Annotated in this window: 11 protein-coding genes; 6 read left to right on the forward strand and 5 right to left on the reverse strand. The window is 75.4% G+C overall.

What is annotated here, in order from left to right; genetic code table 11:
• The 6 genes from LRS07_RS16485 (at position 1) to LRS07_RS16510 (ending at position 8,615) form a co-directional block, all read left to right on the forward strand.
• A complete protein-coding gene (locus LRS07_RS16485) occupies positions 1–975 on the forward strand; it encodes a pseudouridine synthase (protein ID WP_409450555.1) in 975 nt (324 codons plus the stop codon).
• A gap of 151 nt (positions 976–1,126) precedes the next feature.
• Positions 1,127–2,074 carry a tRNA (adenosine(37)-N6)-dimethylallyltransferase MiaA gene (miaA, locus tag LRS07_RS16490; RefSeq protein ID WP_260499054.1) on the forward strand — a complete coding sequence of 316 codons (948 nt, stop codon included), beginning with the start codon at positions 1,127–1,129 and terminating at the stop codon, positions 2,072–2,074.
• 7 nt (positions 2,075–2,081) lie between these two features.
• Entirely contained in the window at positions 2,082–2,729 is a 648-nt protein-coding gene (locus LRS07_RS16495) for an ABC transporter ATP-binding protein (RefSeq protein WP_260499055.1), read from the forward strand.
• A complete protein-coding gene (locus tag LRS07_RS16500) occupies positions 2,726–5,239 on the forward strand; it encodes an FtsX-like permease family protein (protein ID WP_260499056.1) in 2,514 nt (837 codons plus the stop codon). Before LRS07_RS16495 ends, LRS07_RS16500 begins: the two co-directional genes overlap by 4 nt.
• The gene (locus LRS07_RS16505; protein ID WP_260499057.1) at positions 5,239–7,515 is read left to right on the forward strand and encodes a hypothetical protein; all 2,277 of its coding nucleotides are present in this window, start codon (positions 5,239–5,241) and stop codon (positions 7,513–7,515) included. The genes LRS07_RS16500 and LRS07_RS16505 overlap by 1 nt, the downstream gene beginning before the upstream one ends.
• Positions 7,515–8,615: a lipocalin-like domain-containing protein gene (locus LRS07_RS16510; protein ID WP_312028310.1), complete on the forward strand. Its 1,101-nt coding sequence runs from the start codon at positions 7,515–7,517 to the stop codon at positions 8,613–8,615. The genes LRS07_RS16505 and LRS07_RS16510 overlap by 1 nt, the downstream gene beginning before the upstream one ends.
• A gap of 108 nt (positions 8,616–8,723) precedes the next feature.
• Here the strand turns inward: LRS07_RS16510 and LRS07_RS16515 are convergent, their stop codons facing one another.
• The 5 genes from LRS07_RS16515 to LRS07_RS16535 form a co-directional block, all read right to left on the reverse strand.
• Positions 8,724–9,731, reverse strand: a complete 1,008-nt coding sequence (locus LRS07_RS16515; protein WP_260499058.1) for an ABC transporter substrate-binding protein — start codon at positions 9,729–9,731, stop codon at positions 8,724–8,726.
• 67 nt (positions 9,732–9,798) lie between these two features.
• Complete coding sequence (locus tag LRS07_RS16520) at positions 9,799–10,590, reverse strand: ABC transporter permease (RefSeq protein WP_260499059.1); 792 nt, start codon at positions 10,588–10,590, stop codon at positions 9,799–9,801.
• Positions 10,583–11,365: an ABC transporter ATP-binding protein gene (locus tag LRS07_RS16525; protein WP_260499060.1), complete on the reverse strand. Its 783-nt coding sequence runs from the start codon at positions 11,363–11,365 to the stop codon at positions 10,583–10,585. Before LRS07_RS16525 ends, LRS07_RS16520 begins: the two co-directional genes overlap by 8 nt.
• 62 nt (positions 11,366–11,427) lie before the next feature.
• On the reverse strand, positions 11,428–12,702 hold the full coding sequence (locus LRS07_RS16530; RefSeq protein WP_260499061.1) for a GGDEF domain-containing protein: 1,275 nt from the start codon (positions 12,700–12,702) through the stop codon (positions 11,428–11,430).
• Positions 12,703–12,753: 51 nt separating this feature from the next.
• A complete protein-coding gene (locus tag LRS07_RS16535; RefSeq protein WP_260499062.1) occupies positions 12,754–13,470 on the reverse strand; it encodes an RNA polymerase sigma factor FliA in 717 nt (238 codons plus the stop codon).
• Positions 13,471–13,474: the final 4 nt, after the last annotated feature.

Consider the following 13,474-nt stretch of genomic DNA (forward strand, 5'->3'; position numbering starts at 1 on the left):
ATGTCCTCACCCCCACCGTCAAAACCCAAGCTGGGCCTGAAGCCCGGCGCCCCGCCGCGCGACCCGCACCGTCGGGGCGTGCGGCCCGGCGCGCCGCGGTCGCCGCTGCCGCCGCGGCCGCTCGAGGACGCGCCGCGGCCCCGGCCGACACGTGCTGCGGTGCCCGAGCCGGCGCGCCCGCCCCTTCCGCCGGCGCCACCACGCCGCGAGCCGCCGCCTCGGCCGACCGCACCGCCTCCCACCGGCATCCGCCTGTCCAAGCACCTGGCCGACAGCGGCCAGGCCTCGCGCCGGGAGGCCGACGACTGGATCGCCGCCGGCTGGGTGCGGGTGGACGGCGAGATGGCGGTGCTGGGCCAGCGGGTGCGGCCCGGCCAGCGCATCGAGGTCGACCCCATCGCCCGCGCGGCGCAGGCCGAGCGCGTCACCGTGCTGCTGCACAAGCCGCTGGGGTATGTCAGCGGCCAGGCGGAGGACGGCCACCAGCCGGCCAGCGTGCTGGTCACCGCCGACCACCACTGGCCGGAGGACCCGACGCGCAAGCCCTTCCACCCCGGCCATGCACGCGGCCTGGCGCCGGCCGGGCGGCTCGACCTCGACTCCACCGGCCTGCTGGTGCTGACGCAGGACGGCCGCATCGCGCGGCTGCTCATCGGCGAGGACTCGCCTGTGGAGAAGGAGTACCTGGTCGAGGTCCGGCCTCTGCCCGGCGGCCCGGCGCCCGACGCCGTCGAGCGGCTGCGCCATGGCCTGTGGCTGGACGACCAGCCGCTGCAGCCGGCCAAGGTGACCTGGCAGAGCGAGCGGCACCTGCGGTTCGTGCTGAACGAGGGCCGCAAGCGGCAGATCCGCCGCATGTGCGAACTCGTCGGCCTGGCCGTGGTGTCGTTGAAGCGGCTGCGCATCGGCCGCATCGGGTTGGGCGCCCTGCCGCCCGGCCAATGGCGCTACCTCGGCCCGCACGAGCGGTTTTGATGACGACCCCCGGCCGTCTGGCGGCCGCCCCCCGCGGGGGCTACCCAAAAGGACCGGGGGACCCGGATCCTTTTGGGCGCGCTAACGGGCAGCCCGCCCCTGGTCGCCTGCGGCGACCTGTCCCCACGGGGTCAGGCGCCTCCGTCTCGCGGTGACATCGGTGTGGATCGGCCTGGCCGGGCCCACCGCCGCCGGCAAGACCGAGGCGGCGCTGGCGGTGGCGCGCGCGCTCGCCCTCGACGGCCGGCCGGTGGAGGTGGTGAGCGTCGATTCGGCGCTGGTCTACCGCGGCATGGACATCGGCACCGCCAAGCCCACCGCCGCCGAGCGCGAAGAGGTGCCGCACCACGGGCTGGACCTGCTCGACCCGCACGAGGCCTATTCGGCCGCCCGCTTCGTCGCCGACGCCCAGGCGGCCATCGACCACATCACCGCCCGCGGCGCGCTGCCGCTGCTGGTCGGCGGCACGATGCTGTACTTCAAGGCGCTGGTCGACGGCCTGGACGCCATGCCCGAGGCCGACCCGGACGTCCGCGCGGCGCTGGACGCCGAGGCCGCCGAACGCGGCTGGCCGGCGCTGCACGCCGAACTGGCGAGGGTGGACCCGGCCACCGCCGCGCGGCTGAAGCCGCATGACGCGCAGCGCATCCAGCGCGCGCTGGAGGTGTTCCGCAGCAGCGGCCGGCCGCTGTCCAGCTTCCACCGTCGCGAGGCGGCGCCCACCGGGCCCCGGCCGACGCTGATCAGCCTGGAGCCCGGCGACCGGGCGTGGCTGCACGACCGCATCGCCCGGCGCTTCGCCGCCATGCTGGCGGCCGGCTTCCTCGACGAGGTGCGGCGGCTGCGCGCGCGCGGCGACCTGCACCCCGGCCTGCCGTCGATGCGCGCCGTCGGCTACCGGCAGGCCTGGGAGGCGCTGGACCGGAACGACCATGCGCCGGACCTCGGGGCGCTGAGCGAGCGCGGCATCGCCGCCACCCGCCAGCTGGCCAAGCGCCAGCTCACCTGGCTGCGCGGCTGGGCCGACCGCCGGCCGGTGGCCGCCGATGCGCCGGACGCCATCGACCAGGTGGTGCAGGCGGTACGCCGATCGCTCTGAGCCGCCCATGCTCGAACTCGACGGCCTGACCAAGCGCTACGGCGACGCGCCCGTCTTCACCGACGTGCACCTGCGCGCCGTGCCCGGCGAGGTGGTGGCGCTGCTCGGCGAATCGGGCGTCGGCAAGTCGACGCTGCTCAACTGCATCGCCGGGCTCGACCGGCCGGACGCCGGGACGGTGCGCCTGGGCGGCACCGAGGTCACCGCGCTGGACGAGCACGGCCAGGCGCTGTTCCGCCGCGCGCACGTGGGCTTCGTCTTCCAGGCCTTCCACCTGCTGCCGCACCTGAGCGTGGGCCACAACGTCGGCCTGCCGCTGCGGCTGCTGGGCACACCGGACGAGGCCCGCGTGCAGTCGCTGCTCGACGCGGTCGGCCTGGCCGGCTTCGCCGACCGGCTGCCGCGCACGCTGTCCGGCGGCCAGCTGCAGCGGGTGGCCATCGCCCGCGCGCTGGTGCACCGGCCGGCGCTGGTGCTGGCCGACGAGCCCACCGGCAACCTCGACCCGGCCACCGCCGCGCCGGTGCTCGACCTGCTGCTCGACCAGGTGCGCGCCCAGCCGGCGATCGGCCTGCTGGTGACGCACTCGCCGGCGGCGGCCGCCCGCTGCGACCGGGTGCTGACGCTGACGCCGAGCGGCCTGAGGGCCCCATGACCCGTTGGTTGTTGGCAGCGCTGAGCCTGCCGGAATGGCGGGCGCACCCCTGGCGGCAGGGCGTGGCGCTGCTGGCGGTGGCCCTGGGCGTGGCGCTGGCCTATTCGGTGCAGCTGCTCAACGACGCCGCGCTGGCGCAGTTCTCCGCCGCCTCGCGCGCCGCCGGCGGCGAACCCGACCTCACGCTGCGCGCCGCCCGAGGCGACAGCTTCGACGAAGCGCTCTTCGCCGCCGTCGCCACCGACCCGCGGGTGGCGCTGGCCGGCCCGGTGGTCGAGGCGACGACGCAGGCCCTCGCCGCCGACGGCAGCCGCGTGCCGCTGCGCATCCTCGGTGTCGACACGCTGGTGGTGGCGTCGCTGGCGCCCGACCTGCTGCCCCGGGTCGCCGACGGCGCCGACCGGCTGGCGCTGCTCCACCCCGACCGCATCTTCCTCAACCCGGCGGCGCGGCAGCGGCTGGGCGACGCGGGCCCGCTGCGGCTCGCGGCCGGCGACCGCCTGGTCACCCTGCAGCGCGACGGCAGCGTCAACGCCGCCGGCCCGCCGCTGGCGGTGATGGACATCGCCGGCGCCCAGGCGCTGTTCGGTCCGACCGGCCGGCTGCACCGCGTCGACCTGCGGCTGGCCGAGGGGGCGGATCGCCGCGCGCTGATCGCCGCCCTGCCGCCCGGCCTGCGGGTGGCCGGCGAGCAGGAGGCCGAGGCCCGCGCCAGCGCCGTCTCCCGCGCCTACCGGGTCAACCTGACGGTGCTGGCGCTGGTGGCGCTGTTCACCGGCGGCTTCCTCGTCTTCTCGGTGCAGGCGCTGTCGGTGGCGCGGCGGCTGCCGGCCTTCGCGCTGCTCGGCGTGCTCGGCCTGTCCGGACGGGAGCGCCGCCGCCTGGTGCTGACCGAGGCGGCGCTGGTCGGCTTTGTCGGCAGCGCGCTGGGCCTGGCGCTGGGCGCGGCGCTGGCGGCGCTGGCGCTGCGGCTGCTGGGCGGCGACCTGGGCGGCGGTTACTTCCGCGGTCTGACGCCGACGCTGCAGGCGACGGCCGGCCCGGCGCTGGCCTACTTCGCGCTCGGCCTGCTGGCCGCGCTGGCCGGCGCCTGGGTGCCGGCGCGGCAGGCCGAGGCCATCGCCCCCGCCCAGGCGCTGAAGGGGCTGGGGCTGGACGGCGCCGTCGGCCGGCGCTGGCGCTGGCTCGGTCCGGCGCTGCTGGTCGCCGCCCTCGGCCTGGCGCTGCTGCCGCCCTGGCGCGGGCTGCCGCTGGGCGCCTACCTGGCGGTGGCGGCCGGGCTGCTGGGCGGCATCGTCTGCGTGCCGGCGGTGGTCGGCGCGCTGCTCGCCGTGCTGCCCTCGCCGCGCGGTGCGCTGCCGCTGCTGGCGCTGGAACGCGCCCGCCAGCAGCGGCTGCAGGCCAGCGTCGCGGTGGCCGGCGTGGTGGCGGCGCTGAGCCTGGGCGTCGCCCTGCTGGTGATGGTGGCCAGCTTCCGGCTGGCGGTGGCCGACTGGCTGGACCGGCTGCTGCCGGCCGACGTCTACGCCCGCAGCGTGGGCGCCGGCGGCCCCGAGGCCGGCGGCGGCGCCGGCGTGCTGCCGCCCGGCCTGCTGGCCCACGCCGCCGACCTGCCCGGCGTGCGCCGCGTCGAAGGCCAGCGCACGCAATCGGTGGTGCTCGACCCGGCCCAGCCGCCGCTGGCCATCGTCGCCCGGCCGCTGGCCGACGCCCGCCGGCTGCCGCTGGTCGGCGAGCAACGCCCGGCGCCTCCCGGCGAACTGGGCGTCTACGCCAGCGAAGCGGTGGCCGCGCTGTACGGCGTCGGGCCCGGCGGCCGGCTGGCGCTGCCGCTTGCGCCCGACCGGCCGCCGCTGCAGGTCACCGTGCTCGGCCTGTGGCGGGACTACGCCCGGCAGCACGGCGCGCTGCTGGTCGACCTGGCCGACTGGCAGCGCGCCACCGGCGACACCCGGCTGACCGACCTCGCCCTGTGGCTGCAGACCGGTGCCGACGCCGACGCGGTGCAGGCGGGCCTGCGCCAGGGGGTGGCCGACCCGGCGCTGCTGGAGACGGCCTCCACCGCGGAGATCCGGGCGCAGTCGCTGCGGCTGTTCGACCGCAGCTTCGCCGTCACCCGCTACCTGCAGGCGGTGGCCCTCTTCATCGGCCTGTTCGGCGTCGCCGCCAGTTTCTCCGGCCAGGTGCTGGCGCGGCGCAAGGAGTTCGGCACGCTGGCGCACCTGGGCGTGACCCGGCGCCAGCTGCTGGCGCTGGTGGCCGCCGAGGGCGCGCTGTGGACCGGGGCCGGCGCGGTGCTCGGCGTGGTGCTGGGGCTGGCGGTGAGCGTGGTGCTGGTGCACGTGGTCAACCCGCAGAGCTTCCGCTGGACGATGGACCTGCACGTGCCCTGGGCGCCGCTGGCCGCGCTGGCCGCGGCGGTGGTGGTCGCCGGCACGCTGACCGCCGCGCTGGCCGGCCGGGCGGCGGCCTCGCGCGAGCTGGCGCTGTCGGTGAAGGAGGACTGGTGATGGAACGGCGGCGCGTGCTCGGGACCCTGGCCGGCGTGGTCGGTGGCGCGATGGGTGGCTCGGTGGCGGGCCCGCCGGGCGCCATGGCGCAGGGCGCCGGCACCGCCGCCGCCGACACCTGGGCCCACGACCCGCCGCCCGACCGCTTCGACCCCCAGGCGCTGCTCGACCTGCGCTCGCTCAACGAGGCGGTGGCCGGCGAGAGCGGCTTCGTCACCGTCGACGGCCAGGGCGGCTTCCGCCGCGGCGACGGCCGGCCGCTTCGCTTCTGGGCGGTGAACTCGGGCGTCGGCTTCGGCTGGCAGCCCACGCCGCGCGGGCCGCAGACCGCGCCCGACCTGGCCCGCCATGCGCGCTTCCTCGCCAAGCGCGGGGTGAACATGGTGCGGCTGCACCGGCAGCTCTCGCCGCCGCCGCAGGCCGGGCAGCCGATGGACCGCATCAACGAGTCGGAGCGTGACGGCATCTGGCGCGCGGTGGCCGCCTACCGGCGCGAGGGCATCTACGTGACGCTGTCGCCCTACTGGGCCGGGCCGATGCAGTTCGCGCCCGACACCCCGCTCGCCGGCGGGCCGCAGCCGGCCTGGGGGCTGCTGTTCTTCGACGAGGTGCTGCAGCGCGCCTACCGGTCCTGGCTGACGCAGCTGCTGCGGCCGAAGAACCCGCACACCGGCATCGCGCTGCTCGACGACCCGGCGCTGGCCATCCTGCAGCTGCAGAACGAGGACAGCCTGCTGTTCTGGACGCTCGAGGGCCTGAAGGGCCCGCAGCGCGAGGCGCTGGAGCGTCGCTACGGCGCCTGGCTCGCCGGCCGCCACGGCAGCGTCGACAAGGCGCTGTCGGCCTGGGCGGGCGCCTGGTCGATCGGCAGCGGCACCGAGCCCGCCGACCGACCGGCCGAGGGCCGGCTGGCGCTGCTGCCGCTGTGGACGCTGGCGCAGCCGCCGCGCAGCGCCGCGATAGGCCGCCGGCTGGCCGACCAGACCGAGTTCCTGGCCACCACGATGCGCGACTTCAACCAGCGCACGGTGGACTGGCTGCGCCGCGACCTGGGCGTCAAGGCGCTGGTCAACGCCGGCAACTGGCGCACGGCCGACGAGGCCCGGCTGGGCGACGCCGAACGCTGGAGCTACGGCCCCGGCGAGGTCGACGCGGCCAACGTCTACACCCATGGCCTGCACGAGGGCGAGCACGTCGGCTGGGCGGTGCTGGCCGGCGACCGCTACACCGACGGCAGCGTGCTGCGCGACCCGCGCCGGCTGCCGCTGGCGCTGCGCCAGGTGGCCGGGCGGCCGATGCTGGTCACCGAGGCCGGCTGGGTGATGCCCGGCGCGCACGGCGCGGAGGGGCCGTTCCTCGTCGCGGCCTTCCAGAGCCTGCTCGGCACCGCCGGCCACTACTGGTTCGCCACCGGCGAGGAAGGCCATGTGCCGCCGCGATCGGCCAACGGCTGGCTGGATTCGCAGTCGAAGTGGACCTTCGGCATGCCGGAGGTGATCGGCGGCTTCCCCGCCGCCGCCCTGCTCTACCGCCGCGGCGACCTGCAGCGCGCGCCGCCGACCGTCGTGCAGCGGCGGCCGCTGTCCTCGCTGTGGCAGCGCGAGCCGGCGCAGCCGCCGGAGGACCCGGCCTACGACCCCAACCGCGACGCCCAGGCCGCGCAACGCCCCGACCAGGCCAGCGACGCCTTCCTGCTCGGCCCGGTGCTGGTGGCCTTCGGCGACGCGCCGGCGCCGCGCGCGGCGCCGGCGGCGGCGTCGGCCGACGGCCTGCTGCGGCCGGCCACCGGCGAACTGGCCTGGGACCGGCGCCAGGGCGTGCTGCGCCTCGATTCGCCGCGGGCGCAGGGCGTGGCGGCGCACTTCGACGCCGCGCCGCGGCATGCCTTGCGCGACCTGCGCGTCGACTGCGGCAACCGCTTCGGCGCGCTGCTGGTGGTGTCGCTGGACGAGCAGCCGCTGGCGCGGTCGCGACGGGTGCTTGTGCAGTTCTGCACCGCCAGCCGGCCCACCGGCTGGGCGCAGGTGCCGGCGTCGTGGAAGCGGCCCGACGGCCGCAGCGTCGAGGGCTTCCGCATCACCTCGCACGGCCGCGCACCCTGGCAGATCGAGCGGGCCCGGCTGCAGCTGTGGCTGCGCAACCCGGCGCTGGCCCGCGCCACCGCGCTGGACGCCAACTTCATGGCCGCCGGCCCGGTGGCGCTGCGCGCCGAGGACGGCGGCATCGCCTTTCACTTCCCGGCCAGCGGCACGCAGCACGTGCTGCTGCAGGCGTGATGGACCGGCGACACGGCCTGGCGGCCCTCGCGGCGCTGGGGCTGCCGACGGTCGCCGGCGCGGCCGATCCGCCGGCACTCGGCGTCGGGCCGCGCGCGCTGCGCTTTCCCGCCGACTTCGGGGCGCACCCCGACACCCGCACCGAGTGGTGGTACGTCACCGGCTGGCTGGTGCTTGAGGGTGAGGCACCTGCCGAGGTCGGGCCTGCCTTCGGCTTCCAGGTCACCTTCTTCCGCTCGCGCACCGACGTGCCGGCCGACACGCCCAGCCGCTTCGCCGCCCGGCAGCTGGTGTTCGCGCATGCGGCACTCACCGACCTGGCCGCCGGCCGGCTGCGCCACGACCAACGCCTGGCGCGCGCCGGCTTCGGGGTGGCCGAGGCGGCGACCGGCGACACCGCGCTGGTGCTGCGCGACTGGTCGCTGCGGCGCGACGGCCCGGTGGGCGACGGCGGTTACCGCAGCCGGGTCGTCAGCACGGCGCAGGGTTTCGCCTTCGACCTCGCCTTCTCGCCCACCCAGCCGCTGCTGCTGCAGGGCCTGGCCGGCCTGTCGCGCAAGGGCCCCGACCCGCGCGAGGCCAGCCACTACTACAGCCGGCCGCAGCTGGCGGTGCGCGGCCGACTGCAGCGCGAGGCCCGCGCGCCGGCGGTGCCGGTGCGGGGCCGGGCCTGGCTGGACCACGAGTGGAGCGAGACCCTGCTCCACCCCGAGGCGGTGGGCTGGGACTGGATCGGCATGAACCTTCACGACGGCGCGGCGCTGACCGCCTTCCGCCTGCGCCGGCGCGACGGTTCCACCGTCTGGGCCGGCGGCAGCTTCCGGCCGGTCGGGGCGGCGGCGCCGCAGGTGTTCGACGGGGCCGATGCGGTGGGCTTCGAGCCGCTGCGCTGGTGGACCAGCCCGGCCACCGGGGCGCGCTACCCGGTGGGGTGGCGGGTGCGCACGCCGGCGGGAGCGTTCGTCGTGCGGGCGCTGCTCGGGGCGCAGGAGCTGGACAGCCGGGGCAGCACGGGGAGCGTGTACTGGGAGGGGATCAGCGAGCTGCTGACCGACGACGCGGGGGGTCGCGGCGGGTGGGGTTGGGGTATCTGGAGATGACCGGGTACGCGGGGGCGTTGCGGCTTTGACGCTTCGAGGCTTCGAGGCTTCGAGGCTTCGAGGCTTGTTTGCAGGGCCGCCCGTGGGCCGCGCAGGCCCACCGGGCGGCTACTTCCCGCCACCCAGCCGCTTCGCGACGTCCACCCCGACGCCCTTGTTGACGAACCGGTAGTCGACCACCTTCGACAGGTCCACCTCCCCCGGCTTGTACAGCCCGGCGCGGACCATCTTGTCGAAGAAGTCCTTCACCCGTTCCGGCTTCATCGCGCCGATGCCCGCCACCTGCGCCTCCCCCGAATCGACGATGCCGAGCGACTTCATCAGCGCGATGCTGCGGGCGATGGTGTCGTCGGTCATGTCCGGGTTGTCGCGCTTGATCAGCGCGTCGGCGGCGCGGCGGTCGCCGTAGAGGTAGTTGACCCAGCCGAGGATCGACGCCTCGACGAAGCGGCGCACCAGCTCCGGGTTCTTCTCCACCGTCTCGCGCCGCGCCTCGATGGTGGTGGAGTAGGTGCTGAAGCCATGGTCGGCCAGCAGGTGCACCTCGGGCTTGAAGCCGCCGGCGCGTTCCACCGCGATCGGCTCCTCGATGGCGTAGCCCTGCTGCACGCTGCGCCGGTTCGACAGGAAGGGCCCGAGCTGGTAGTTGTAGGGCTTGAGCTTCTCGTCCCTGAAGCCGTGGTCCGACTTCAGCCACTGCCACCAGCTGAACTGCGCGTCCTTGGCGATCCAGGCCACGTCGGCGTTCTTCAGGTCGGCGAAGGCCTTGAACTGCCCGGGATGCGCCAGCAGCGCCTGCGGGTCCTTCTGGAACATCGCCGCCACCACCACCACCGGCACGCCGTTCTTGGCGTTGTCGAAGCTGTGCAGCAGGTTGCCGGTCATCAGGAAGTCGATGCGGCCGGCGGGCAGCAGCGGCCGGTTGTTGACCTGCGGCCCGCCCTGGCGGATCTCCACCGCCAGCCCGGCCTTGGCGTAGGTGCCGCCGGCCAGCGCCTGGTAGAAGCCGCCGTGCGCGGCCTGCGCCTTCCAGTTGGTGGCGAAGACCACCCTGTCGGCGGCGCGCGCCGGCAGGGTGGCGGCCAGGGACAACAGGAGCACGGCGAGCAGGCGCATGGCGGTGACGTGGCGGGCAGCGGTGACGTGACGGATGTTAGGGCGGCCGCGCACCGCCCTGCCCGCCTCACTCGCGTTCGCTGTCGTGCCAGCGCGCCAGCAGGGCGCGGCTCAGGGCGCCCAGGCCGAGGTGGATGAGCAGGCCGGTCGCCGACACCAGCACCAGCGCCGCGAACATCCTGGGGATCTCGGTGCGGAAGCCGGCTTCCAGGATGCGCGAGGCCAGGCCGGTCTCCTGGCCGGCGGCGCCGGCGGTGAACTCGGCCACCACCGCGCCGATCAGCGCCAGCCCGCCGGCCACGCGCAGGCCGGCCATGAAGTACGGCAGCGCCGAGGGCAGCAGCAGGCGGGTCAGGCGCTGCCAGCGGCTGGCGCGGTAGAGGGTGAACAGGTCCTTCAGGCCGGCGTCGGCGCTGCGCAGCCCGACCACCGTGCCGGACAGGATGGGGAAGAAGGCGACGATCCAGGCGCACAGCAGCAGCGCCGCGGTGGTGGACTCGACGAAGATGAGGATGAGCGGCGCGATGGCCACGATGGGCGTGACCTGCAGCACCACCGCGAAGGGGTACAGGCTGCGCTCCACCGTGCGCGACAGCGCGAACACCGCCGCCAGCGCGATGCCGCCCACCACCGCGAGCGCCAGCGCGCCCAGCGTGATCTTCAGCGTGAACCACCAGGCCGGCAGCAGCGAGCCGAACTGCCCGGCCAGCGTGCGCGCCACCAGCCAGGGGCCGGGCACCAGGTAGGTCGGCACCGCGTACCAGCGCAGCAGCCCTTCCCAGGCCAGCAGCGCCAGCGCCACGGCCAGCGTGGGCGCCAGCCAGCGGGCGCGCCCGCCGCGGGTGTCGGGCTCAGCCATTCGGATGGACGGCGCTGGCCGCCTCCAGCGCCTCGCCGGCCTCGGCGCACCAGCGGGCATAACGCTCGCTGCGGCGGAAGGCCGGGCCGCGCGGGTGCGGCTCGTCGATGTCGAGCGCCGCGACGATGCGGCCGGGCCGCGCCGCCATCACCAGCACCCGGCGGCTCAGGAACACCGCCTCGTACACGCTGTGGGTGACGAAGACCGCGGTGAACGCCGGCTCGGCGGCGCCGTCGGGCCGCCACAGCGACAGCAGGTCCTGGTTGAGGCGGAAGCGGGTGATCTCGTCCAGCGCGGCGAAGGGCTCGTCGAGCAGCAGCAGCGTCGGCCGGGTGACCAGCGCGCGGGCGATCGACACCCGCATCTTCATGCCGCCCGACAGCTCGCGCGGCAACGCCCGCGCGAAGTCGGCCAGGCCCACCGCGGCCAGCGCCGTGGGCACCGCGACGGCGATGCGCTCGCGGGGCCAGCGCTGGAGCTTCAGCGGCAGGGCGACGTTGTCGTGCACGCTGGCCCAGGGCATGAGCGTCGGCTCCTGGAAGACGACGCCGGTGTGGTCGTCGGCCCCGGCGGCCTCGGGCCGGTGCAGGCGGCCCGACGTCGGCCGGGCCAGCCCAGCGAGCAGCCGCAGCAGCGTGCTCTTGCCGCAGCCCGACGGCCCGAGCAGGCTCACGAACTCGCCGCGGGCAAGGGCGAGGTCCACGCCCTCCAGCGCCTGCAGGCCGTTGGCATGGCGCAGGCCGACGCCGTCCAGGCGGATCAAGGGCGCGGGCATCGGCGTGGGGGTCACGGCCGCGGACTGTACCGGCGGCGGTCCCGCCCAGCGCGGGGCGCCGTTCAGGCCGCGCTGCGCACCCCGTCCCGCCCGTCGGCCTTGACCGCGTACAGCGCGCGGTCGGCCTGGGCCAGCAATTGGGCCGCGGTCATCGGGCCGCGGGCGTAGACCGACACGCCGGCGCTGACGGTGGCGCGCAGCGCGCCGACGCCGTCCAGCTCGAAGGGCACGCGCATGCTGCCGACCAGCTGGCCGGCGACGACGCCCGCCTCCTGCGCCGAGTGCAGGCCCTCGAGGATGACGACGAACTCGTCGCCGGCCAGCCGGGCCACCGTGTCGACCTGGCGCACGCCGGCCTGCAGCCGCTGCGCCAGTTGCCGCAACAGCTCGTCGCCCGCCGCATGGCCGAAGGTGTCGTTGACCTGCTTGAAGCGGTCGAGGTCGAGGAAGACCAGCGCCATCGGCCGCCCGCTGCGACGGGTGCGCTCCATGGCCTCGGCCAGCCGCTCCTCGAAGCGCATGCGGTTGGGCAGGCCGGTCAGGTGGTCGAAGCTCGCCAGCGCCGCCAGCTGCTGCTGCGCGATGCGCTGCGTGGTCTCGTCGGTGCTGAGCAGGAAGAAGCCGACGACCTCGTCGTCGCCGTGGCGGTCGGGCACCAGCGTCGTGCGGTGCCAGCGCGGCGACTCGCCGGGCAGTTCGTCCTCGTAGCTGACCCGCTCGCCGTCCAGCGCGCGCCGCGCCGGGCCGCCGTCGCGGAACAGCGGCCGCAGCGCCGGGTCGTCGATGCGCCGGCCGACCAGGGCCTGCGGTGCCTGGCCCAGCCAGTCGTGGAAGGTGGCGTTGCAGAAGCCGAGCTTCAGCGCCCGGTCGACATAGCCGATCAGCACCGGCAGGTTGTCGGCGATGGTGCGCAGCCGCTTGTCGCTGGCCTCGCGCTCGGCCTCGGCCTGCCTGAGCTCGGTGATGTCGGTGATCAGCACCATGACGCCGACCACCCGGCCGTCCTGGATGTCGGGCACGTCCTCGATGATGAGGTCGGCCGGCTCGCCGGCGTTGTTGCGGGTGTGCAGCTGGTAGCGCTGGCACTCGCCCGCGAGCGCACGCGCGATGCGCGCCGACGAGGCCGCATGGCGCTCGTCGCCGAGCACCTCGCGCAGCGTCAGGCCGTCGAGCGGGGCATCGCCGATGCCGTAGTGGCGGCGGAACGCCGCGTTGCCGAACAGCAGTCGCTGCTGGGGGTCGTAGTAGCCGACGAAGGACGGCAGCGAGTCGGCGATGCGCCGCAGCCGCTGCACATCCTCGTCGGTGGTGCTTTGCGCATCGGGGTGTGACGTCACGGAACGAAGGCGCTGATCGCCGGCATGGAACTTCACCGGAGCACCCCCGCGTTACCAGGCCCGCAGCTTGACGCGCAGACGGGCGATGGACTGGCTGTGCAGCTGGCACACCCGGCTTTCGGTGACGCCGAGCACGGCGGCGATCTCCTTCAGGTTCATGTCGTGCTCGTAGTACATGCTCATCACGTACTGCTCGCGCTCGGGCAGGTTCTTGATCGCCTCGACCAGCGCCTCGCGCATGCGCCGGTCCTGCAGCAGGCCCAGCGGGTTGGCCTCCTCGGTGGGCGTCATGTGGCGGTCGAGGTAGTCGTCGTCCTCGCCGTCGCCGGTCATGTCCTCCAGGTAGACCAGCTGCGTGCCGCGCACCTTGCCCAGCAGCTCCTGGTACTCGGCGAGCGACAGCTCCATCTCCTTGGCGATCTCGCTTTCCTGCGGCGCGCGGCCCAGGCGCTGCTCGAGCCGGTGCACCGCGGCCTCGATGCTGCGCTGCTGGCGGCGGCTGCCGCGGCTCATCCAGTCGCTGCCGCGCAGCTCGTCGAGCATGGCGCCGCGGATGCGCTGGGTGGCGAAGGTCTCGAACTGCACGCCCTGGGCGGCGTCGAAGCGGCCGAGCGCGTCGTTGAGGCCGATCATGCCGACCTGGATCAGGTCGTCGATCTCGACGTTGGCCGGCAGCTTGGCAATCATCTGATGCGCCAGCCGCCGCACCAGCGGGCTGTACTGCTTGAGCATCGCGTTGTTGTCCAGTCGGCCTTTGGCGGTGTACATGACG

Origin of the sequence: Aquabacterium sp. J223 (assembly GCF_024666615.1) — a bacterium.
In the GTDB taxonomy this organism is placed as follows: Bacteria; Pseudomonadota; Gammaproteobacteria; order Burkholderiales; family Burkholderiaceae_C; genus J223.